The sequence below is a fragment of the Nocardia sp. NPDC056952 genome, assembly GCF_042674185.1.
In the GTDB taxonomy this organism is placed as follows: domain Bacteria; phylum Actinomycetota; class Actinomycetes; order Mycobacteriales; family Mycobacteriaceae; genus Nocardia.
Map to the genome: position 1 here is coordinate 401,753 of NZ_JBHURA010000005.1, position 22,103 is coordinate 423,855.

22 protein-coding genes are annotated in these 22,103 nt (G+C 68.8%); 13 read left to right on the forward strand and 9 right to left on the reverse strand.

The window, feature by feature from the left end; translation table 11 throughout:
• Positions 1-86: 86 nt before the first annotated feature.
• Complete coding sequence (locus ACFTS5_RS20640) at positions 87-506, reverse strand: AMP-binding protein (protein WP_378633226.1); 420 nt, start codon at positions 504-506, stop codon at positions 87-89.
• Positions 507-695: 189 nt separating this feature from the next.
• A complete protein-coding gene (locus tag ACFTS5_RS20645; RefSeq protein ID WP_378633228.1) occupies positions 696-1,499 on the reverse strand; it encodes a VOC family protein in 804 nt (267 codons plus the stop codon).
• 297 nt (positions 1,500-1,796) lie between these two features.
• On the opposite strand from ACFTS5_RS20645, the gene ctaD reads away from it, so the two are divergent.
• From ctaD to ACFTS5_RS20695, 10 genes are all read left to right on the forward strand, one after another.
• Complete coding sequence (ctaD, locus tag ACFTS5_RS20650; protein WP_378633231.1) at positions 1,797-3,539, forward strand: cytochrome c oxidase subunit I; 1,743 nt, start codon at positions 1,797-1,799, stop codon at positions 3,537-3,539.
• Between the two features lie 81 nt (positions 3,540-3,620).
• Positions 3,621-4,850 carry a phosphoserine phosphatase SerB gene (gene serB, locus ACFTS5_RS20655; RefSeq protein ID WP_378633477.1) on the forward strand — a complete coding sequence of 410 codons (1,230 nt, stop codon included), beginning with the start codon at positions 3,621-3,623 and terminating at the stop codon, positions 4,848-4,850.
• A gap of 80 nt (positions 4,851-4,930) precedes the next feature.
• Positions 4,931-5,356 carry a hypothetical protein gene (locus ACFTS5_RS20660; RefSeq protein ID WP_378633233.1) on the forward strand — a complete coding sequence of 142 codons (426 nt, stop codon included), beginning with the start codon at positions 4,931-4,933 and terminating at the stop codon, positions 5,354-5,356.
• 110 nt (positions 5,357-5,466) lie between these two features.
• Positions 5,467-6,249 carry a peptidyl-tRNA hydrolase gene (locus tag ACFTS5_RS20665; protein WP_378633235.1) on the forward strand — a complete coding sequence of 261 codons (783 nt, stop codon included), beginning with the start codon at positions 5,467-5,469 and terminating at the stop codon, positions 6,247-6,249.
• A 140-nt stretch (positions 6,250-6,389) separates the two neighbouring features.
• Entirely contained in the window at positions 6,390-6,548 is a 159-nt protein-coding gene (locus ACFTS5_RS20670) for a hypothetical protein (RefSeq protein WP_378633237.1), read from the forward strand.
• Positions 6,549-6,566: 18 nt separating this feature from the next.
• A complete protein-coding gene (locus ACFTS5_RS20675) occupies positions 6,567-7,403 on the forward strand; it encodes an ABC transporter ATP-binding protein (protein ID WP_358063630.1) in 837 nt (278 codons plus the stop codon).
• 196 nt (positions 7,404-7,599) lie between these two features.
• On the forward strand, positions 7,600-8,406 hold the full coding sequence (locus tag ACFTS5_RS20680; RefSeq protein WP_378633240.1) for an NUDIX hydrolase: 807 nt from the start codon (positions 7,600-7,602) through the stop codon (positions 8,404-8,406).
• 9 nt (positions 8,407-8,415) lie between these two features.
• Positions 8,416-9,192 (forward strand): enoyl-CoA hydratase-related protein, encoded by a 777-nt coding sequence (locus ACFTS5_RS20685; protein WP_378633242.1) that lies wholly within the window; start codon positions 8,416-8,418, stop codon positions 9,190-9,192.
• A 216-nt stretch (positions 9,193-9,408) separates the two neighbouring features.
• Entirely contained in the window at positions 9,409-10,386 is a 978-nt protein-coding gene (locus tag ACFTS5_RS20690; protein WP_101466273.1) for a class I SAM-dependent methyltransferase, read from the forward strand.
• Positions 10,387-11,628, forward strand: a complete 1,242-nt coding sequence (locus ACFTS5_RS20695) for a class I SAM-dependent methyltransferase (protein ID WP_378633245.1) — start codon at positions 10,387-10,389, stop codon at positions 11,626-11,628.
• Between the two features lie 35 nt (positions 11,629-11,663).
• Here the strand turns inward: ACFTS5_RS20695 and ACFTS5_RS20700 are convergent, their stop codons facing one another.
• Both ACFTS5_RS20700 and ACFTS5_RS20705 read right to left on the reverse strand, forming a co-directional pair.
• Positions 11,664-12,203, reverse strand: a complete 540-nt coding sequence (locus ACFTS5_RS20700) for a DUF1697 domain-containing protein (RefSeq protein WP_378633247.1) — start codon at positions 12,201-12,203, stop codon at positions 11,664-11,666.
• A 102-nt stretch (positions 12,204-12,305) separates the two neighbouring features.
• On the reverse strand, positions 12,306-13,052 hold the full coding sequence (locus ACFTS5_RS20705; protein WP_378633250.1) for an acyltransferase: 747 nt from the start codon (positions 13,050-13,052) through the stop codon (positions 12,306-12,308).
• A gap of 122 nt (positions 13,053-13,174) precedes the next feature.
• Here ACFTS5_RS20705 and ACFTS5_RS20710 point away from each other — a divergent pair, with 122 nt between their 5' ends.
• Positions 13,175-14,467, forward strand: a complete 1,293-nt coding sequence (locus ACFTS5_RS20710) for a PQQ-binding-like beta-propeller repeat protein (RefSeq protein ID WP_378633252.1) — start codon at positions 13,175-13,177, stop codon at positions 14,465-14,467.
• A 9-nt stretch (positions 14,468-14,476) separates the two neighbouring features.
• On the opposite strand, the gene ACFTS5_RS20715 is transcribed toward ACFTS5_RS20710, so the two are convergent.
• Entirely contained in the window at positions 14,477-15,454 is a 978-nt protein-coding gene (locus ACFTS5_RS20715) for a polysaccharide deacetylase family protein (protein ID WP_378633255.1), read from the reverse strand.
• 187 nt (positions 15,455-15,641) lie between these two features.
• Between ACFTS5_RS20715 and ACFTS5_RS20720 the strand changes: the two genes are divergently transcribed.
• On the forward strand, positions 15,642-16,940 hold the full coding sequence (locus ACFTS5_RS20720; RefSeq protein WP_378633258.1) for a putative glycoside hydrolase: 1,299 nt from the start codon (positions 15,642-15,644) through the stop codon (positions 16,938-16,940).
• 85 nt (positions 16,941-17,025) lie between these two features.
• On the opposite strand, the gene ACFTS5_RS20725 is transcribed toward ACFTS5_RS20720, so the two are convergent.
• Genes ACFTS5_RS20725 through ACFTS5_RS20740 form a run of 4 tightly spaced genes read right to left on the reverse strand, consistent with a single transcriptional unit; the run spans position 17,026 to position 21,105 of the window.
• Positions 17,026-17,496, reverse strand: a complete 471-nt coding sequence (locus ACFTS5_RS20725; RefSeq protein ID WP_378633260.1) for a GNAT family N-acetyltransferase — start codon at positions 17,494-17,496, stop codon at positions 17,026-17,028.
• Positions 17,497-17,525: 29 nt separating this feature from the next.
• Positions 17,526-18,779: a glycosyltransferase family 4 protein gene (locus tag ACFTS5_RS20730; RefSeq protein WP_378633263.1), complete on the reverse strand. Its 1,254-nt coding sequence runs from the start codon at positions 18,777-18,779 to the stop codon at positions 17,526-17,528.
• Entirely contained in the window at positions 18,776-20,320 is a 1,545-nt protein-coding gene (locus ACFTS5_RS20735; RefSeq protein WP_378633265.1) for a 1,4-alpha-glucan branching protein domain-containing protein, read from the reverse strand. The genes ACFTS5_RS20730 and ACFTS5_RS20735 overlap by 4 nt, the downstream gene beginning before the upstream one ends.
• Positions 20,317-21,105 carry a class I SAM-dependent methyltransferase gene (locus ACFTS5_RS20740; RefSeq protein ID WP_378633268.1) on the reverse strand — a complete coding sequence of 263 codons (789 nt, stop codon included), beginning with the start codon at positions 21,103-21,105 and terminating at the stop codon, positions 20,317-20,319. Before ACFTS5_RS20740 ends, ACFTS5_RS20735 begins: the two co-directional genes overlap by 4 nt.
• Positions 21,106-21,292: 187 nt before the next feature.
• On the opposite strand from ACFTS5_RS20740, the gene ACFTS5_RS20745 reads away from it, so the two are divergent.
• Positions 21,293-22,078: an electron transfer flavoprotein subunit beta/FixA family protein gene (locus ACFTS5_RS20745; RefSeq protein ID WP_067449214.1), complete on the forward strand. Its 786-nt coding sequence runs from the start codon at positions 21,293-21,295 to the stop codon at positions 22,076-22,078.
• Positions 22,079-22,103 lie beyond the last annotated feature (25 nt).

Consider the following 22,103-nt stretch of genomic DNA (forward strand, 5'->3'; position numbering starts at 1 on the left):
GGGTAGCTACCTGGTAGGTAGTACCCGCCGTTGCGTACTGCGCTCTATGTTCATTCTGAACCTGTATCGAGCGCATCGGAATGGGTTCAGCAGACTGCGCGCAGTTCCGTGGCCGCCAGCGGCGCGTCGGAGGTGACCAGATAGCGCTGCAGGGTCGAGCGCTCGTCGAGCACCAGCCAGTCGGCGCCGTCGCCGAGTTCGCCCCGGCGGGCCCTGGTGGTGATCCCGAATCCGGCGCCGTGGGCGGTGGACGCGCCCTCGATCGGCGACACCGGGATCGCACCGATCTTGCGCACCGCGGCCTCGGCGACGACCGACTCGATCCGGGGGTCGACAGCGAGGGCGATCCGGTCGCCGGCGTCGGCGCCACGGGTGAGCAGGAGCCGGGCCAGGCGGTTCGCCCAACGGTCCAGATCGGCGTCGGCGAGGTGACCGGCGACCGGCGCGGCCGAGCGGCTGCGCATCGGGATGACGTTGTCGGCGGGTGCGGTGACCAGGGTGCTCATCGTGTTCCCCTTCGAAGGCTTGACGGGTGTCTGTGGGTACACCTCTAATCTCGTCTTCGGGAGGGGGATCCGACAGCAACCCCAGCGTTGGTGCGCCGACTCCCAGGGGGACCGATTACCACCCCTGGGTGGGCGAACCCCGGCGGCGGCAGCCTCGTGCGCGCGCCGCCGGCCGCCGTGGGTTTCGCCTCAGCGGGCGTTTCCGCCGATGCTGAAATGCGCGCCGGTGGGGTCGATCAGGCCGGCGAGGCGGCCGTAGGGGGTGTTCATCGGTTCGAAGGCGACGGTGCCGCCGAGGGCGACCGCTTGTTCGGCGGACTTGTCGACGTCGTCGGCGCCGAAGAAGACCGTCCACGAGCCGGGTACGCCGTCGGCGAGATGGCCGTTGGCGTCGAGGATGCCGCCGCCCATGGGCGGGGTCGCGTGGATGGTGGTGTAGCGGAAGTCCGCGGTGTCGGCGATGGTGAGGGTGTCGCGCCAGCCGAAGATGTCGCGGTAGAAGACCAGGGACTCGTCGTAGGCGCGGGTGATCAGCTCGAACCAGGACGGGACGCCGATGTGGTCGGTCCATGTCCCGTCGGCGACGATGCCGACCGCTTCGAAGCCCGCGAAGGTGTCGGCTTGCCAGACACCGACGCCGATACCGCTGACATCGGCGATCACCGCCATCGCACCGAGATCGCCGACCGCCATCGGTTCGACGATGACATTGCCGCCCGCTCGACTCACCTTCGCCGTCGTCGCGAGGGCGTCGGGGGAGTTCAGGTAGACGGTCCAGCGATCGGGGTACGGGTCGCCCGGATCGTCGTGCCGACCCATCGCACCGGCCACGGCTCGGCCGTCCTTGCGCAGGGTGGTGTAGCCGCCGAACTCCTCGCCGCCGCGTTCGGCGGTCCAGCCGAACAATTCGCCGTAGAAGGCGATCGCGCGGTCGAGATCAGTGGTGTAGAGGTCGACCCAGGTGGGATCACCGGGTTTCGGGCTGAACGACATGACTTCTCCTCGGCTGAAGGGGTAGCGCGATAGAGACGCTGGCATGTTCGCGCGTCGGCATCGATCATGACGCGCCGACCGCCGAAAAGTCATCGCCGACAACCGTTGCACCCACGCGACCTGCGGAGGAAGATCGGGATCGCGAACTACGGCGCGCCGAATACGACACAGAGTAGGACCCGCGCGGAATGCTGCGGCAGCACGGTTTACGATTCACTCCAACGCATGTCTGCTGCTGTCCGTCATGGAGGCGCGGCCGACGCTGCGAGTGACGTACAGGCATCTTCAGGAGGATCAGTGACTGCGGTAGAGCCCAGGCCAGTCCCTCAGTTGGAAGCGACTCGACCGTATCCGGCCCGGACCGGGCCGAAGGGCTCGTTCCTCTACAAGGCGGTCACCACCACCGACCCCAAGGTGCTCGGCACCATGTACCTGGTCACGGCGATCAGCTTCTTCATGATCGGCGGCCTCATGGCGCTGCTCATGCGTGGTGAGCTCGCACGTCCGGGTCTGCAGTTCCTCTCGCCCGAACAGTTCAACCAGCTGTTCACCATGCACGGCACGATCATGCTGCTGTTCTACGCGACGGCGATCGTGTTCGGCTTCGCCAACATCGTCCTGCCGCTGCAGATCGGCGCCCCCGACGTCGCCTTCCCGCGACTGAACGCGTTCAGCTACTGGCTGTACCTGTTCGGTGCCTCCATGGCGACCGCGGGCTTCGTGACCCCCGGCGGCGCGGCGGACTTCGGCTGGACGGCTTACGTGCCGCTGACCGACATCCTGCACTCGCCCGGTGTCGGCACCGACCTGTGGATCCTGGGTCTGGCCGTCTCGGGTCTGGGCACGATCCTCGGTGGCGTCAACATGCTCACCACCGTGGTCTGCCTGCGCGCACCCGGTATGACCATGTTCCGCATGCCGATCTTCACCTGGAACATCGCGGTCACCTCCGTGCTGGTGCTGCTCGCGTTCCCGCTGCTCACCGCGGCGCTGTTCGGTCTGGCCTACGACCGCCACCTGGGCGGCCACATCTACGACCCGGCCACCGGCGGCATCCTGCTCTACCAGCACCTGTTCTGGTTCTTCGGCCACCCCGAGGTCTACATCATCGCGCTGCCGTTCTTCGGCATCGTGTCGGAGATCTTCCCGGTGTTCAGCCGTAAGCCGATCTTCGGTTACACCACGCTGGTCTACGCGACGCTGGGCATCGCGGCGCTGTCGATCGCGGTGTGGGCGCACCACATGTACGCCACCGGCGCGGTGCTGCTGCCGTACTTCTCCTTCATGACCTTCCTCATCGCGGTCCCGACCGGTGTGAAGTTCTTCAACTGGATCGGCACCATGTGGCGCGGTCAGCTGACGTTCGAGACACCGATGCTGTGGTCGATCGGCTTCCTGGTGACCTTCCTCTTCGGTGGTCTGTCGGGCGTCATCCTGGCCTCGCCGCCACTGGACTTCCACGTCACCGACTCGTACTTCGTCGTCGCGCACTTCCACTACGTGCTCTTCGGCACCATCGTGTTCGCGACCTTCGCGGGTATCTACTTCTGGTTCCCGAAGATCACCGGTCGCATGATGGACGAGCGTCTGGGCAAGTGGCACTTCTGGACCACCTTCGTCGGCTTCCACACCACCTTCCTGGTCCAGCACTGGCTGGGCGCCGAGGGCATGCCGCGTCGCTACGCCGACTACCTGCCGTCCGACGGTTTCACCACGCTGAACACGATCTCCACGATCGGTGCGTTCATCCTGGGCTCGTCGATGCTGCCGTTCATCTGGAACGTCTTCAAGAGCTTCCGCTACGGCGAGGTCGTCACGGTCGACGACCCGTGGGGCTACGGCAACTCCCTCGAGTGGGCCACCACCTGCCCGCCGCCGCGCCACAACTTCTACGAGCTGCCGCGGATCCGGTCCGAGCGTCCCGCGTTCGAGCTGCACTACCCGCACATGGTCGACCGCATGAAGGCCGAGGCGCACGTCGGCTGGGGCTCGGGTAAGCACAGCACGCACGTGTCCGAAGGCGCGCTCGCGAAGAAGTAGGACACCACCGAACGACAGGGTGTGCACCTGCTGGGTGACCAGCGGGTGCACACTCTTTTTGTGGGTAATCGAACGGAGCAGATCGACTTGGCCGACACCACAGTTCTCGTGACCGTCACCGGCCCCGACCGACCAGGCGTCACCTCGGTGCTGCTGGCGACGTTGTCCCGGCATCAGGTGAGCTTGCTGGACGTGGAGCAGGTGGTCATCAGGGGTCGCCTCACCCTCGGGGTGCTGGTGTCGTGCCCCAACGACCCCGAGGCGTTGCAGGACGAGCTCGAAGAGGCGATGAACACCGTCGGCATGCAGGTCGACGTGTCGGTCGACGCGCAGATCGGCAAGCCGCCGATGTCCACGCACGCGGTCGTGGTGCTCGGCGCCCCGGTCACCGCGAAGGCCTTCAGCGCCATCTCGCGTGAACTCGCCACCGGTGGCGCCAACATCGACTCCATCCGTGGCATCGCCGACTACCCGGTGACCGGGATGGAACTGATGGTCACCGCGACCGACACCAGCGACGAAGGCGACGCGCGGCTGCGCACCGCACTGGCCGAGGTGGCCGTCGCCGAACAGGTCGACATCGCGGTGGAACGGGCCGGGCTGGCCCGCCGCGCCAAGCGCCTGATCGTGTTCGACGTCGACTCCACCCTGATCACGGGCGAAGTGATCGAGATGCTGGCCGCGCACGCCGGCGTCGAAGACCAGGTCCGCGAGGTCACCGAGGCCGCGATGCGCGGCGAGCTCGACTTCGCCGAATCGCTGCGCCAGCGCGTGGCCACCCTCGAGGGCCTCGACGAGTCGGTGATCGAGGAGGTCGCCGACCGGATCGAGCTCACCCCGGGCGCGCGCACCACGATTCGTACCCTGCGCAGGCTCGGCTTCCGCTGCGGCGTGGTCTCCGGTGGGTTCCGGCAGGTGATCGAGCCGCTCGCGCACGAGCTGGAACTCGATTTCGTGCAGGCCAACACCCTGGAGATCGTCGACGGCAAGCTCACCGGGCGGGTCGTCGGCGAGATCGTCGACCGGGCGTTCAAGGCGACCGCGCTGCGCAAGTTCGCCGCCGAGGCGGGGGTGCCGATGGAGCAGACCGTCGCGGTCGGTGACGGCGCGAACGACATCGACATGCTCAACGCGGCCGGGCTCGGCGTGGCGTTCAATGCCAAGCCCGCGCTGCGCGAGGTGGCCGACACGGCGCTGTCGCACCCCTACCTGGACGCGGTGCTGTTCATCCTCGGCGTCACCCGCGACGAGGTGGAAGCGGCCGACGCGCGTGACGGTGGCGTGCGACGGGTTCCGCTGCTCGGCCGGTAGCGTCACGCGGAATCGCGACCTCACCGACGTAGAGTGACGGCACAGGCACGTCGTCACCGCTCGTCACCGGGAGGTTGTTTGTGCGCAGGTCATTGCTCGTCCTGGTCGCCCTGGCGGGGCTCGGCGGATCGACCGCCGCATGCGGTGGCGACGAGACCGAACCGTATGACGTCACCCTCCAGCCGACCGCCGTCGCGCAGTCCGCGGCCGATCCGCTGACGATCGAGCTGCTCGCCAACGGCAGCACGGTCGTGGCGACAGTGGGCCAGCGCCTGTTGGTGCGCCTGCCGCGGGATCCCGCGTCGACCGGCGAGTGGGGGATGGTCAACGCCGAGAAGGGCATCCTGATCACCGACGGTGGGCCGACCAGTGAGGGCAACGCCACGGTGTGGCCGTTCCGGGCGATCGAACGGGGGGTGACCTCGCTGCAGTTCACGTACGGGCCGGCCAGCGAACCATCGATCGGCCCCGAGCCGACCTTCATGGTGGATGTCCGGGTGATCTGAGCCCGGTCGGCGCGAGACCACCCTTGTCCCGGGGAAAGGCCCGGGAAGGCCACGCGCCCGCACTATTAGGCTGGCGGGCGGACTGGTGTCGATCGAACGGGTGTTGTGGCATGGGTAGTGGGTTGGAAACCGAGGAAGAGGCCGAGGTCCCGGTCCGCGACGAAGCGGCCGAATTCGCCGCTCGGCACGCGGAATTGGCGCAGGGCTACGGCGGCGGCGGTGACCCCGACGATCCGGCGATGGTGCAGGCGATGCAGATGGTGTTGCACATTCCCAAGGCTGACCCGCCCGCCCGCAGCGCACTGCTGGAAGCGGCCGCCGCCGCGGCGGTCGCGGTGTGCCTCGACCCGCGTTCGGGGCCCGGCGGGGAGTGGGAGCCGCGGTACCTCGCGTGGAAGCGGTCGCGGATCAGGAAGGTCGCCCGGCGGGCGCGTGGTGCGCAGTGGGTGGCCGCGGGAGACGTCGACGGGGTGACCGTCGAGGTCGACGGCGCGCAGGCCCGTGCGTTCGTTCCCGGCCCGGTCGGGGAGATCGATCAGCGCATCCGCAAACTGCAGATCGGCGGAACCGATCTCGACCACGACGAGCCGGGCCCGGCGGATCCGGCATCGCCGGTGCTGTGGGTGAACGCGGCGCTGGAGATGTCGGTGGGCAAGGCGGCCGCACAGGTCGGGCACGCGAGCATGCTGCTGGCGGGTGCGCTGCCCGTGGCCGCGGCGGCCGCGTGGGCGGAGCGCGGATTCCGCTGCGCGGTGCGCGACGCCGGCGAACAGCAGTGGGCGGGGTTGGTGGCCGAGGTGGCGGCGGGTCGTGCGGTGGCTGTGCGCGACGCCGGTTTCACCGAGGTGGCGCCCGGTTCGATGACGGTGATCGCGGTGCCGCCACGGCAGTGATCGCCGCGACACGCGCGACGCGAATCCGGCAGTTGGGTTGCGGTTTTCGCCACTCGCCGCGATAACGCGGTGTGGCGGCAGCGCCTCACGGGTATACGTAACCGACAGCCGTGCACGTCGAGGTACAGGGAGGTTCCGCGATGATGACGACGATTGTGGTGATCCTGATCGTCTGGGTTGTGCTGTCGGTGCCGGTCTCCTTCGTCGCCGCGCGGATGTTGCGCAGCGAAGTTCGCAGCCCGGGTGACCCGTCGACGACCAGGATCGACGAATCTCGCACGGGCCGGTCGCTGCGCTGAGAGCCCGCGTGGGCCAAGATGGAGCGCGTGTCGCAACCCGATCCCGATCTGCTCATCGACTTCTCCGATGTGACCATCCGTCGCTCGGGCCGAACCCTCGTCGGCCCGGTCTCCTGGCAAGTAGAGCTCGACGAACGCTGGGTGGTGCTCGGCCCGAACGGCGCGGGCAAGACCTCGCTGCTGAGAATGGCCGCCGCCGAACTCCATCCGACCTCCGGTAACGCGAATCTGTTGGGGGAGACGCTCGGTCGCGTCGACGTCAGCGAATTGCGGCCACGTATCGGACTGTCCTCGGCGGCGGTGGCCAGCCGCATCCCGGTGGACGAGAAGGTCAGTGACCTGGTGGTCTCGGCCGGCTACGCCGTGCTCGGCCGCTGGCGCGAACGCTACGAGGACATCGACACCGAACGCGCGGTCGACATGCTGGAAACCCTCGGCGCCGAACACCTTTCCGACCGTACCTACGGCACCCTGTCCGAAGGCGAACGCAAGCGGGTGCTCATCGCGCGCGCCCTGATGACCGATCCGGAACTGCTGCTGCTCGACGAACCGGCCGCGGGCCTCGACCTGGGCGGGCGTGAGGAACTCGTCGAACGGCTCGGCGATCTCGCCGCCGACCCCGACGCGCCCGCGATGGTGCTGGTGACCCACCACGTCGAGGAGATTCCGCCCGGCTTCACGCACGCGCTGCTCCTCAAGGAGGGGGAGGTGGTCGGCCAGGGTCTGCTGGGCGATGTACTCACCGCCGAGAATCTGAGCAACGCCTTCAGCCAGTCGATCGCGCTCGACCGGGTCGACGGGCGGTGGTTCGCGCGGCGGGCTCGTCGTTCGGGCGGGCACCGGCGCCGCAACTGAGAGTCGGCTCGCGGGCCGCGATTGCGCACCGACGGCCGGGCTGACCTGGCTGGGCGTCCGGTCGCCGGGAATCCCGGCTCACGGCCGACCAAGCGGGCGTTAGGGTGCTGACAGGGCTGCGCTCGAAGGAGACAGCCGGTCCGGTCGGCAGATCGGTGTTCGCCGGGCGTGCGGCTCGGTGGTGGAGAGGAACGATATGAGTGAGTCCGGGGTCTCCGTGCGGGACGCGTCGACCGTGATGCTGGTGCGTGACGGCGAGGCGGGTATCGAGGTGTTCCTGCAGCGCCGGGTCAAGGGGATGGCGTTCGCGGCCGGGGTGACAGTGTTCCCCGGCGGTGGCGTCGACGCCGCCGACGGCACTGCCGACATCGCCTGGACGGGCCCCGAACCCGCCTGGTGGGCCGAGCGCTTCGCCACCGACGAACAGACCGCGCAGGCGCTCGTCGCCGCGGCCGTGCGGGAGACGTTCGAGGAATGCGGCGTGCTGCTTGCCGGACCGACCGCGGATTCCGTCGTCGACGACTCGGCGCGCTATCGCGCGGCGCGCGGCAAGCTCGAGCGCCGCGAATTGTCGCTCGCGGACTTCCTCGCGGCCGAGGGCCTGGTGTTGCGCGCCGACCTCCTCCGTCCGTGGTCGAACTGGATCACGCCGGAGGCCGAACCCCGCCGCTACGACACCCGCTTCTTCGTCGCGGTGCTCCCGCAGGGCCAGATCGCCGACGGCGCCACCTCCGAGGCCGCCCAGGTGGCCTGGCGGACACCACAGGACGCCCTGGCGAGCTGGCGGGCAGGCGAACACGTGCTGATGCCACCGACGTGGTCGCAGCTCGACGCCCTGTGCGGGTTCGCCGACACCGCGGCCGCGCTGGCCGCCGACCGCGTCGTCGAGCCGATCATGCCGAAGTACTCGCCCGGGGCGGGCGGGCGTCCGCTGTCGGACTTCCCCGACAACGAACGGTATTTCGACGAGCTGCCGCAATTGGGTGCACTCGGCGGCCGGTAGGTTGCTCCCATGGCCGAATTCGTGACCCTCGAGCTGCCCGCCGAGCCGACCACCCGTGGCGTCGCGCTGTTGCGCATCGATCGTCCGCCGCTGAACCTCGTCGACGCCCAGCTGGCCCGTGAGGTGGCGGCCGCGGCGGCCACGGTGGCCGAGCATCCCGGGGTCTCGGCCCTGATCGTCTACGGCGACGAGCGGGTGTTCAGCGCGGGCGACGAGATGTCGGAGCTGGCCGAGCTCGACGCCGGACAGGCCGCCGCCATGGCCGCCGATCTCCAGGCCGCGCTCGGCTGCCTCTCGCGGGTTCCGCAGCCGACGGTCGCCGCGATCACCGGCTACTGCCTCGGCGCCGGCCTCGAACTCGCGCTGGGCGCCGACCACCGGATCGTCGGCGACAACGTGAAACTCGGTCTGCCGCAGATCAAAGCGGGCCTGATTCCGCTCTCCGGCATCCGAAGGCTCTCGCTGCTCATCGGCGCGAGCCGGGCCAAGGATCTCGTCTACACCGGTCGTTTCGTCGGCGCCGAAGAAGCCGAGAAGATCGGCCTGGTCGATGAGGTCGTCGCGCCCGACGATGTCCTCACCGCGGCGCGTGCGTGGGCCGCGCAGTTCGTCACCGCCGCACCCCGCGCCCTCGCCGCGGCCAAGGCGGTTTTCGAGTCCGGGCCGCACGGCCATTCCACCGCTGTCACCGAATGGTCGGCGCTGTTCGACACCGACGACGCCCGCACCGGCACCCGCACCTTCGCCGCGGAAGGACCCAACGCCGCGACCTTCACGGGTCGCTAGCAACACCGCCGGAACCTGGGTTAACTTCGTGCGGGCCGGTGTTGTGAGAACCCGGGTAACATCCCAGCCATCCCGCGCTGAGGCGGTGCGAACCGGCCGTCCGGTCCGGTGGCGGCTCGCGCTCGTGGGAGTCCGGCGGCCGGTCGTGAGCGCAGGAAAGAGCAGTCTCTTGTCCCAGCAGCGGCGTGCCCGGGCGCACATATTAGGCTGGCCTGCATGACGGTCCATCCCGACGACCCGGCGCCGAACCCCCACGCCACCGCGGCCCAGGTCGAAGCAGCGCGCAAAGACACCAAACTCGCCCAGGTCCTGTACCACGACTGGGAAGCGGAGACCTACGACGACAAGTGGTCGATCTCCTATGACGAACGCTGTATCGCGTATGCGCGCGGCCGGTTCGACCTCGCCGTCGGCCCCGCTCCGCTGCCGTACGAGCGTGCGCTCGAGCTGGGCTGTGGCACCGGATTCTTCCTGCTCAACCTGATGCAGGGTGGCGTCGCCAAGTCCGGCTCGGTCACCGACCTCTCGCCCGGCATGGTGAAGGTCGCGCTGCGCAACGCCGAGCACCTCGGCCTCGATGTCGACGGTCGCGTCGCCGACGCCGAGACCATCCCGTACGACGACGACACCTTCGACCTGGTGTGTGGCCACGCCGTGCTGCACCACATCCCCGACGTGGAACTGGCGCTCAAGGAGTGCCTGCGCGTGCTCAAGCCGGGCGGGCGCTTCGTGTTCGCCGGTGAGCCCACCACCATCGGCAACATCTACGCCCGTCGCCTCGGCCAGGCCACCTGGAAGGTGACCACCGAGATCACCAAGCTGCCGTTCCTGTCGGGCTGGCGTCGTCCGCAGACCGAACTGGACGAGTCGTCTCGCGCCGCCGCGCTCGAGGCCGTCGTCGACCTGCACACCTTCGACCCGAGCGATCTCGAGAAGATGGCGAAGTCGGCCGGTGCCGTCGATGTGAAGGCCACCACCGAGGAACTCGCCGCCGCCCTGTGGGGCTGGCCGGTGCGCACCTTCGAGGCCGCGGTCCCCGACGAGAAGCTGACCATGCCCTACCGCCTGGCGCAGTACCGCGCGTGGCTGGGCCTGAGCTGGCTCGACGAGAACGTGCTGCGCAAGGTCGTGCCGCGCGAGTTCTTCTACAACGCGATGATCACCGGCGTGAAGCCGGGCGCGGCGCAGAAGTAGGTGGGCTATCGCTTCGGCCGCGACGATGTCGCCTATCTCGGCAGCGCGGCAGGCCGTGCCGCGCTCGCCGAGGTCGACCGGCTGGAGCTGACGACCGCGACGCACCTGCGCGATATCGAGCAGGTGCGTCGTGCGCACGGTGCACTCGCGCCCGCCTTGATCGAGACGGTGCGGTTGCGCCGTAAGGCCGTGGTGAAGCTGCCCACGGCAGGGCAGTGGCTGTTCACCGACGACGCGCTGCAACAGGCGACGCCCGCGCTCGTCGCCCGGCATCGGGCGACCCGCCTGGCCGGCCGCGCGGTGCACGACGTGACCTGCTCGATCGGCGCGGAACTGTCCGAGTTGGCAGCGGCCTGTCCGACTGTGGTCGGTAGCGATCTCGACGACGTCCGCTTGGCCATGGCCGCCCACAATCTCGGGGTGGGGCCGGTATCGGCGGTGGACCGCGGCCCGGTGACCGGTTCGGATGCCGCCCCGTCAGCGGCTGGTAGTCGAAACATCGTGTTGGCCAGGGCCGATGCCCTCGTACCGACCACGCGCGACACCGTGATCATCGCCGATCCGGCTCGTCGGGCCGACGGCCGTCGCACCTACGATCCCGCGAAACTCCAACCCCCACTTCCGGATCTGCTCGCCGCCTACGCGGGCCGCGATCTCGCCGTGAAGTCCGCGCCCGGCCTGGATTTCGACCGCCTCGGCTGGGACGGTGAGGTGGAGATCGTCTCGCTCGACGGCGCGGTCCGCGAAGCCTGCCTCTGGTCGCCCGGCCTCACCGAGCCCGGCGTCACCCGCCGCGCCACCGTCCTGACTTCCCACGGCGGCGCGACAACGCTCACCGACGCCGCCCCCGACGACATCCCCGACCGCGCCCCCGGCGACTGGATCGTCGACCCCGACGGCGCCGTCGTCCGTGCGGGCCTGGTCCGTCACTACGCCGCGAAACACGGCCTCTGGCAACTGGACCCACAGATCGCCTATCTCACCGGCGACACGGTTCCCACGGGCATGCGGGGCTTCCGCATCGAGGACCGTTTCGAACTCCGCGAGAAGACCCTCCGCCAGGAACTGAACCGCCGTGACTGCGGCTCCCTGGAAATCCTCATCCGCGGCGTCGACGTCGACCCCGATGGACTTCGCAAGAAGCTCAAGCAGCGCGGCTCGACGCCGTACACCCTGGTGATCACCCGCATCGGCCGCGCCGGCGTCGTCTTCCTCTGCCGAGCGGTCGCTCCCGCCCGCTGACAGCGCGGCTATGGCCGGCCGCACCTGGTCACGGGTCAGGCTTCCATCTTCTTCACCACGCGCTGCACCGTGAGCCAGGTACGGGTGGTGATGTCCTTGCCGTAGATCTTCTCCAGGCGGGCCATGAAGTCAGGGGTCGCGCCGGTGCTGTTGTCGATGACGGTGAGGAAGGCGCGGGCCTTGCGGTCGTAGCCGATGACGCGGGTGAGGGGGTCGTCGTCGAAGGTCTTGGTGTCGGCTTCGCGCATCTTCGTCTTGAAGAAGGTGACGGTGAGATAGGAGCCGCGTTCGTGGGGGAGACCTTCGAAGGGGTCGCGGTCGAGGAGCGCGCGCAGTTCGGAATGGCTGCGGACGATGGTGCCGCCCGGAATGCCGAGTTCGGCGTTGAGTGCCTGCTGGATGCGATCTTCCAGGTCGGCGGGGTCGTCGGCGGTGCGGAAGACGACATTGCCGCTCGTGAGTACCGACGCGACATTCTCGAAGCCCAGCCCCTCGAACACCCCGCGCAACTTCTCGTTGCGCATGTTCGGGTTGGTCGGCATGATCCCCCGCAGCAGCGCCGCATAGCTTTCCACGTCGCTGACCGTACCGACCCCCACCGACAGAAACCATCGCATCCGGCGGCCGTGTCAGCGCGATTCGGCCGATTCCCGTGAACCGGCCGAATCACCCGGGAGTCAGGACTGAGCGGCGGCGTTCTTCTTGCGCTCGATGTCGGCCAGCGCCGCCATGTAGGCCTCGCGCTCCTCGGCACTGGCATCCCAGGCGACCTTGCGGTTCTTCACGACCTTGGCGGGAGCGCCGACCGCGATGCTGTAGTCGGGGACATCGCCACGCACCACCGCATGCGCGCCGAGCACGCAACCGCGTCCGACCCGGGTGTCGCGCAGGACGGTCACCTTCGCCGCGATCCAGGTGTCGGGGCCGATCCGCACGGGACTCTTCACGATGCCCTGATCCTTGATGGGCATGTTGATGTCGTCCATGCGGTGGTCGAAGTCGCAGATGTAGCACCAGTCGGCGACCAGGGTCGACTCACCGATCTCGATGTCGAGGTAGGTATTGACGACGTTGTCCTTGCCGAACACCACCTTGTCGCCGATCCGCAGCGAGCCCTCGTGGCAGCGCAGGGCGTTGCCGTCGCCGATGTGCACCCACCGGCCGATCTCCATGCGCGCGAGTTCCGGGGTCGCGTGGATCTCCACATTGCGGCCGAGGAACACCATTCCGCGCAGCACGATATGCGGGTTGGCCAGGCGGAACTTGGCCAGCCGGTAGTAACGCACCAGGTACCAGGGGGTGTAGGCGCGGTTGGCGAGCACCCAGCGCAGCGAATCCCTGGTCAGAAATCGGGCCTGCTGCGGATCGCGGCGGCGTGATCCACGCCAGCGCGCGCTCAGTGGCGCGCCCCACATGCTCGTCACGAACTACTCTCCCGTCATGATCGCACCGGGCGTGCCCCGGGGATTCGGTCGTCGGGTACACAGAGTACTTTCGCAGGGCACACTTACCGTGCCATACCCCGATTACACAGGGAGATCAGCAGGTGCGAACTCGGACTCGCGTCGTTGCCTCGCTCGCTGCCGCCGGTGTGGTGGCGCTGGCCGGGTGCGGCACGGATGTGGACGACATCACGGTCGGCGCCGGAAAAGGCTGGCCCGCAACGCATCACGATGGCAGCAACGCGAGCGGCAGCCCGGTGCGGGGTGCGGACTCGATGTCGCTGAGCTGGTCACGTCCGGTGGGCGGCCCGATCGCCCAGCCGTTGACGATCGGCGCCGAGGGCCAGATGTTCGTCACCACGAGCACCGGCAACTGTGCGATCTTCTCCTTCCAGATGCTCACCGGCCGCAAACGCTTCTGCAACCCGCTCGGCCCGTCGACGATCGAAGCGCCGACCGTGCTCGACGGAGTCAGCAATGTGTACGTCGGTGACGACGGCGCGGTGAATTCGTTCAACTACCTCGGTCAGCCGCGATGGCGCACCCCGGTGGCGGGCGTGCCGGTGGCGATCCAGTTCACCGGTGACGGCAACGTGCTGACGGTGACGCAGTCCGGTCAGGTCGACGTGCTGAGCCGTCAGACCGGCGGTCGTGTGGTGCCGACCCTGCAGTTGCTCGGTGAACCCGACTTCCTGAAGTACCCCGGTCTCACCCGTCCCGCCTCCGGCGACGGGCTCGACGACTGCCGGACCGGTGGTCCCCGCTGCGCCGTCGCCAATACCACCGCCGTCGACCCGTCGACCGGGCGCTTCTTCGTCACCGTCTGGGAGCCGGGCAAGCAGGCCGCCGCGCTGCGCGCGATGCGCTACGCCGACGGCGCGGTGACCCAGGAGTGGAGCGCCGAGGTACTCACCGGCGGCAGCGCGACCAGCCCCTCCCTCTCCGCCGACGGCGGCACCGTCTACATCGGCGACAACAGCAAGCGCCTGATCGCCCTGAACACCACCGACGGCGCCACCCGCTGGACCCAGCCGTTGCCGTGGGCGCCGCAGGGTGGCATCTCCGTGGCGGGCGACCTGATCATCCCGGCGGGCGACGACGGCTACCTGACCGCGCTGCGCGACCAGGACGACAAGGCCGAGATCGTCTGGGAACGCAAGGACCTCGCCCTGCGTGGCACCCCGGCACACACCTCGGGCGACATCGGCTACACCGTCGCCGCCATCGGCGCGGGCCTGAGCCTCATCACCTTCGACACCACCACCGGCAACACCATCGACTCCGACCCCCTGCCGGCTGCCACCGGCACCACCACGGGCACCTCCATCGGTCCGGAAGGTGAAGTCGTCGTCGCCACCCGCCTCGGCGAGATCTTCGCTTTCACCCCGGACGCCTGAGTACCCGCCTCAGTACGGGTTGGCTCGGTCCAGCCAGCGCGCGTCGAGTTCCGTCGCGCGCTGCCGGGTGAAGGAAATGCGCGCCGGATCGCCGTCGGCGGTATAGCGCTGGTCCGGGTTCGCGGCGAGCCAGTCCAGCCAATAGGCCGAATCGAACGGGACCGCACCCCGGCCCGATCGGATGCGCGGCACCCCGCCGGGGTCGACCGCGCCGTAGGGGGCGGGGGCGGGGTTGGAGCCCACCAGCATCACGGCGTCGAAGCGGTAGGAGGTGCCGTCCCAGTGGCCTGCCGTGGCCAGTGCGTGATCGCGAGGATGGATGCCGAGCGGTAGCGCCATGGTGCGCACGACCGCTCCGGGCGCCGCCGTGGTCACCGCGCGCACGTTCTGCACCAGTTCGCGTTGCACGCCGTCGGCGTCCAGGCTCGCGAGGTTGGCGTGATCGGCTGTGTGCGCGCCGATTTCGTGGCCGTTCGAGACCAGCCATGGCAGCGCGCGCGGGTCTGCGCCGAACGGCTCGTTGTTCACGTAGAAGGTGGCCACCGGGTGGAAGTCGGGGTAGCGGGCGCCGAACTCGGCGAGAATGCCCGCGGCACTGTCCGGTGCCACCGCGCCGGTGTCGGTGAAACCGAGTTGGCTGCCGGTGGAATCGTCGAAGGTGAGTACCACCGGGTGGGTACCGGCGGGCAGGTCGAGGTCGCCGGAGATGTAGTGCGCGGCGGTCACCGGGCGGTAGTTCTCGCGGTACAGCCGTTCGAGTTCGTCCCGGAATTCCGCCGGGGTCTGGTCGTATTCGCCCGCCGGATTCGGGGTGATCTGGTGATACATCAGAACCGGGACGAATCCCAGTTCGTTGGCGGCGATTTCGGCCGGATTCGGCGGTGCCGGTTTCGCCGTCGTCACCGGCACCGTCGTGTGCGCCGGAACCGCGTCATCGTTCACCGTGGTACAGGCCGTGAGTGCGGCCGCCAGCGCTGCCGCCGACACGAGCCGAAACATTGTGTTCGAACCGCCCATCATCAATGCGATATTACGCCGCGGCGACGGATTACAGTCGATCTATCGATACCGAGTACGCCGCGTCGGAACTGCGAAATAGTTGGCGTGTCAATGGTTTTGAAAGGCGGTGTTGACGGTGGAATGGCAGCTCCGATCGGCTGATCGACGGCGATGGATGGCTCCCGTTATCGGTGTTGCCCTCGCGTCGCTGGTCGTCTCCCTGGTAGCCGGATTCGCGCTGAGCAGATCCGCGGAATCGCCCGTCGCCGACACCGTGCCGCCGACATTGCGGATGACACCGACCGATCCGGTGAGCTCCTATCGCGCGCCGGTCGTGGTGCGCGGCACCGCCACCGACGCGGCTCGCGTGTCCATCGGACCCGATTCGGTGGTCCCCGCCGCGGACGGGACATTCGAACTCTCGGTGCGATGGGCCCCCGCGTTCGAGGTCGTCGCGACGGACGCCGACGGCAATCAGACCAGCAGCACGGCGGTCACGTCGAGCACGCTGCCGAGGATGCGCGCGGTGCACGTCACCGCGCACGCCTGGTCGCACGAGGGACTGCGCGAAGCTGTCCTCGATCTCGCTCGTGAGGGCCGTATCGACACCGTGCAGCTCGACATCAAAGACGAGGACGGCGTGATCGGCTACGCCTCCCAGGTGCCGCTCGCCCTCGAATCCGGTGCCGCCGCGGCGATCTACGATGCCCCGGCGGCTCTGCGGCGATTGCACGATATGGGCCTGCAGGTAGTCGGGCGTATCGTCGCATTCCGCGATCCGACTCTCGCGGGCTGGGCCTGGCACAACGGCCGACCCGACTGGGTTGTCCAGAATCCTTCCGGGCAACCCTATTCCAGCCACTACGGCCCGATCGCCTTCACCAATTTCGCCAACCCCGACGTTCGTGGATACAACATCGCTCTCGCGGTAGAGGCAGCGCAACTCGGCTTCGACGGCATCATGTACGACTACGTCCGCCGCCCCGACGGCAGCCTGAACAGCATGCGTTTCGCCGGCCTCACCGATACCCCCGCGGTCGCGGTCGCCGGGTTCCTCGCCGAGAGCCGCTACCCCGTGCACGTCGCGGGGGCGCACCTGAGCGCGGCGGTCTACGGAATCGCCTCCACCCGCCCGGACGAGATCGCCCAGGACATCCCGCTCATCGCCCGCAGCGTCGATTTCGTCGCGCCCATGATCTACCCGTCGCACTGGGGCCCCGGCGAATACGGCGTCGCGAACCCCAACGCCCAGCCCTACGACATCATCTTCCGCTCACTGCAGGACTTCACGGCGGCCACGGCGGGCACGGGTGCGAAAGTGGCCCCGTGGCTCCAGGACTTCAGCCTCGGCGTCACCTACGGCGACGCCGAACTCCGCGCCCAGATCGACGCCACCCGAGACGCGGGCATCGACAGTTTCTTCCTCTGGAACGCCGCCACCCGCTACCACGGCGGCGGCCTCCAACCGGCCTGACGCGGAACAGGTTTCGCAGCGACAACGACCCCACCGCACTCATCACGGAGGAACCGCACAGCACGTCCTGCGAGCGGTCGATCTACTAGGTCAGCCGCTTCTCGAACCAATGGTCGGCGAGGGAATCGTCGCCATACGGCGGGATCGCGGTGTAGCCGTGTTTCGCGTACAGGGCGCGGGCCTCCACGAGATCGTTGCGCGTGGTGAGCCGGATACTGTGGGCGTACGCCTCGCGGGCGGCGGATTCGGCCGCGCGAAGTAGCGCGGCGGCCGCGCCCGCCCCGCGCGCATCGGCGTGGACGAACATGCGTGTCAGTTCCACCGTGTCCGCATCGAGGCGGCGCACCCCGATACAGCCGACGGCTGCACCGCGTCGGCGAGCGATCAGCAGCAGCCCGGTGGGCGGGGCCAGATCGTCGCTGTCATGGCCGTCGGCGAGGTGCTGGTCGATTTCGGCGTCATCGGTCGGCCGCCCGTAATAGCGACTGATCATCTCGGCCAGATAGAGCCGGAGGAGGCCGGCGGCCTCCGGCCTGTGCGGGTCGGCGGGCTCCACGGCCCACCGAACGCTCATCGAGATCGGCCTTACTTCGGATCGCGTTCCGGTAGGGGTCTTTCCACGATGTCCGGGCGGCCGAGGGAGGTGCGGACTCGGCGTTTGGCGGCGGTGTAGACCTGGGCGGTTTCGGCGGCTACCACGTCCCAGGCGAAGTCGGCGGTGAGGCGTTCGCGGGCGGTGTGGGCGCGGGCCTGGGCGGTGGCCGGGTCGTCGAGGACGGCGCGGGTCGCGTCCACCAGGCCGTCGATGTCGGCGGGGGCGAAGGACGCGCCGGTGACGCCGTCGATCACCGCTTCGCCCAAACCGCCTGCGGTGGAGGCGATCAGGGGGACGCCCGCGGCGGCGGCCTCGAGGGCGACGATGCCGAAGGGTTCGTAGCGGCTCGGCAGGACGATGGCGTCGGCGCCGTGCAGCCAGCCGAGGAGTTCGTCGTGGCCGAGGCTGCCGACGAAGTGGACCGCGCGGGCGACGCGGTGCACGCGGGCGCGTTCACGCAGCCACTCGAACTGGGTGCCGACACCGGCGACGGTGAGTGTGGTGCCGGGATGGGCGCGGCGGATGCGGGGGAGAGCGGCGATCGCGTCCTGCACACCCTTCTCGTACTCGAGGCGGCCGACGTAGAGCAGGCGCGGCGGGCCGGAGCGCGGCGCGCGGGAACGGAAGGTCCAGGAGCCGACGTCGATGCCGTTGCGGATCACCGTGATCGGCGCGAGCTCGGGCCCGTAGAGCCGGTCGACTTCGTCCTGCATGGAGGTCGAGCAGGTGATGAGCTGATCGGACTCGTTGGTCAGCCACCACTCCACCGAGTGGACTTGCTTGTTGACCCGGCCCGACACCCAGCCGCTGTGGCGCCCGGCCTCGGTGGCGTGGATCGTCGAGACGAGCGGCACGTCGTAGTACTCGGCGAGCGCGATGGACGGGTGCGCGACGAGCCAGTCGTGCGCGTGCACCACATCGGGCGTCCAGCCCTCGCCGACGCCGGGCTTGCCGAGCGCTACCCCGGCACGCACCATCGCGTGCCCCATGGCCAGCGTCCAGGCGAGCATGTCCTCGCCGAAATCGAAGCACGGCGGGTCCTCGGCCACCGCGACGACGAGCACGCCGTCGGCGATGTAGGAGTGGGTGGGGTGGGTGAGCGAGTCGGTTCCCGTCGGCCGGCGTGCCAGGACGACGACCTCGTGACCGGCCGCGGCCAGCTCGACGGCCAGGTGATGCACATGCCGACCGAGCCCACCGACCACGACCGGCGGGTACTCCCACGACACCATCAAAATCTTCATGCGGATCCTTCAACGGCGGCCGACGGGACAGCGGTCGGCAACCGCCGCGCGTCCAGACCAGGGAAGAATCCGTCGGCCATCGCCCATCCTGCAACGAGACGGGTCGCTTTGGCGAACTGACCGGCGCCGATCGCCTCGGCGAGCTCGCGGACGGCGTGCGCGTGTTCGTGGGCCCGATCGCGGGCGTACCCGGCGGCGGAGTCCTTGCTGACCATGAACGCCCAGTCGCTGGAGACGGTGAGAATCGCCTCACGCAGCAACTGATCGGCGACCGGGTCGCGCAGCGATCCGTCGCGGCGCACCTTGTCGAGGGTGTCCAGGGCCAGGCGAACGATGTCGGCGTTGAGCTCGACGAGGTCGGCGACCTGGTCGCCCGCCCAGACCCGCCAGTCCTTGCCCGAACCCCACGAGGAGTCGTTGAGCTGCACAGGTTCGCCGACGAATCCCTTCTCGCGGGCATCGGCGAGGGTGCCGACGTTCACCCCCGCTTCGGGCAGCGCGCGCAGCACCTGTTCGAGCCACTGCGGCCCCTCGTGCCACCAGTGCCCGAACAGCTCGGTGTCGAACGCGGCCACCACGAGGGCCGGCCTGCCGATCCGCGCGGACTCCTCGATCAGCCGGGCACGGACGGTCTCGACGAAGTCGGCGACGTCGCGGGTGACCGCTTCGGCCGCCAGTTCGGGATCGTAAGGGGCCTTGTCAGGACCGTCGACGGTCTTGCCGGTGACGCGCGAGGGTTTGAGCCCGGTCGCGTGGTCGTAGTGGTGAAAATCTCGGTAGGCGCTCTGGCCGGGGTAGCCCTGTTTCGGCGACCAGACCCGGTAGCTCACGGCCAGGTCGCGTCCGAAGGCGACGACCTCGGAATCGCGGACCGGCCTGCCGAGCGAGGTGTCGCCGCGCAGCGAAGGGCCGTCGACCATGAAGTGGGTGATGCCCGCGGCGTCGTAGCCCCGTTCCATGCCGGGTGTGTAGCCGCATTCGGGCGCCCAGATGCCGGTCGGTGTGGTGCCCCAGCGCAGGTGCGCGTCGGCCAGGCCCTCGGTGAGCTGGAACTGGCGCAGGCGCGGATCGAGCAGCGGCTGGAACGGGTGCGCCAGCGGTCCGCCGAGCAGTTCGATCGCGTCGGCGTCGATCAGCGACCGCCAGACCGGCGAACCGCCGTGCTGCCAGTTCTGTTCGAAATCGGCCAGCGCTGTCGCGGCGAGCCGATGTTCGTGACGGCCCAGCGCCACATTTCCCGACATCGACGCCTCGTCGGCGCGCAACTGCCAGTTGCCCAGCCAGTGATGCATGCCCGCGAGGCAGTGTGGATCGTCGAGCTGCGCGGCGAGCACCGGTGTGATGCCGAGGCTCAGCAGATGCGAACGCCCTTCGGCGGCAAGATTTTTCAGCACCTTGACCAGCGGCAGATAGGACGCGGCCCAGGACTGGTAGAGCCATTCCTCGCCGACCGGCCAGCGCCCGTGATGGGCGAGCCACGGCAAGTGGGAGTGCAGGACCAGTGTGAACTGGCCCGGCACGGCGGAGCGGGAATCGGTCAACGTGTTGCCTTTTCGGCGATCGCGACCAGGTCCAGGCTCGCGTCGATATCGCCTTCACGCAGGTCGAAATCGTCGGTGGTGACGGCGGCGACGTCGGCGGTGAGGTCGGCGGGCCACGGCTCACCGGCCAGCGCGCGCTCGATCTGGGCGTCGATGAACGACCCACCGTGCTTGGCGTCCAGCGCTTTCAGGCTCGCACCGTGGTGCACGCCCAGCATCTCGGAGACGGTGAACCCGGCGTCGACGAGCAGTTCGGTCAGCTCGGCGGCGTTGAGTTCGCGGGTGTGGAACGGGTTGAGGGGGGTGTCGCGACCGGGGGAGAAGGTGATGCGATTCGGGGTGCTGATCAGCAGCACGCCGCCGGGGCGCAGCACGCGCAGGCACTCGCGCAGGAACTGTCCCTGGTCCCAGAGATGTTCGATGACTTGGAAATTCACCACGACGTCGACGGATTCGTCGTCGAGGGGCAGCGCGGCGAGATTGCCCTGGATCATCTGCACGCGCGGGTAGCGCGCGCGGACGTGCGCGACGGCGCTCTCGTCGTAGTCCAGACCGGTGACGCGCTGGGCGACGCCCGCGATCATGTCGGCGCCGTAGCCCTCGCCCGAGCCCGCCTCGAGCACGATCTTGTCGGTGCAGCGATCGAGCAGGCGGGCATAGGCGATCTCGTGCCGGCGGAACCAGTAGTTCTCCTCGGCGATGCCGGGCACCGTCCGCTCGCCGGTCAACGGCAGTGGTTCATGTGTGGCGGCCACGGGTGCGGCAGGGATCACAGCCTCGCTCATTGGTCCGAGGTTACTGGTACCGCCGGTTCACGCAGGAGTCAGGGACCTCTTGCGCGGGTAGGTTACCCACGGGTAACTTAGCGTAGGGTAGTGTTCCGATCTGAGCTAGATATCTCACACGGACGTACGGCTCAGCTCGTGCGGCCCCACCACACACGTGTCCCCAGAAGGAGGTCGACGAAGACCGATGCCGAACATCGTCGTACTCATCAAGCAGGTCCCCGACACCTGGTCCGAGCGCAAGCTGACCGATGGTGACTACACCCTCGACCGCGAGGCCGCCGACGCGGTGCTCGACGAGATCAACGAGCGCGCCGTCGAGGAAGCGCTGCTGATCAAGGAGGCCCAGGGCGGCGAGGTCACCGTGCTGGCCGCCGGTCCCGACCGCGCCAACGAGGCCATCCGCAAGGCGCTGTCCATGGGTGCCGACAAGGCCATCCACATCAACGACCCGGCGATCCACGGCTCCGACGCCGTGCAGACCGCCTACGTGCTGGCCGCCGCGCTCGGCCAGGTCGAGGGTGTCGAGCTGGTCATCGCCGGTAACGAGGCCACCGACGGCCGCGCCGGTGCCGTGCCCGCGATCATCGCGGAGTACATCGGCATCCCGCAGCTGACGCACCTGCGCAAGCTCACCGTCGACGGCGACAAGATCACCGGCGAGCGGGAGACCGACGAAGGTGTCTTCAAGCTCGAGGCGTCCCTGCCTGCAATCGTCTCGGTCACCGAGAAGATCAACGAGCCTCGCTTCCCCTCCTTCAAGGGCATCATGGCCGCGAAGAAGAAGGAAGTTCTGGTCTTCACCCTGGCCGACCTGGGCGTCGACCCGGAGACCGTCGGTGTCGCCAACGCGGGCACCCAGGTCACCGGTGCCACCCCGAAGCCGGCTCGCACCGCGGGCGAGAAGATCGCGGACGAGGGCGAGGGCGGCAACCAGATCGCGTCCTACCTCATCGGTCAGAAGATCATCTGATCCGGCGCCGTCCGAGACTTCTAAG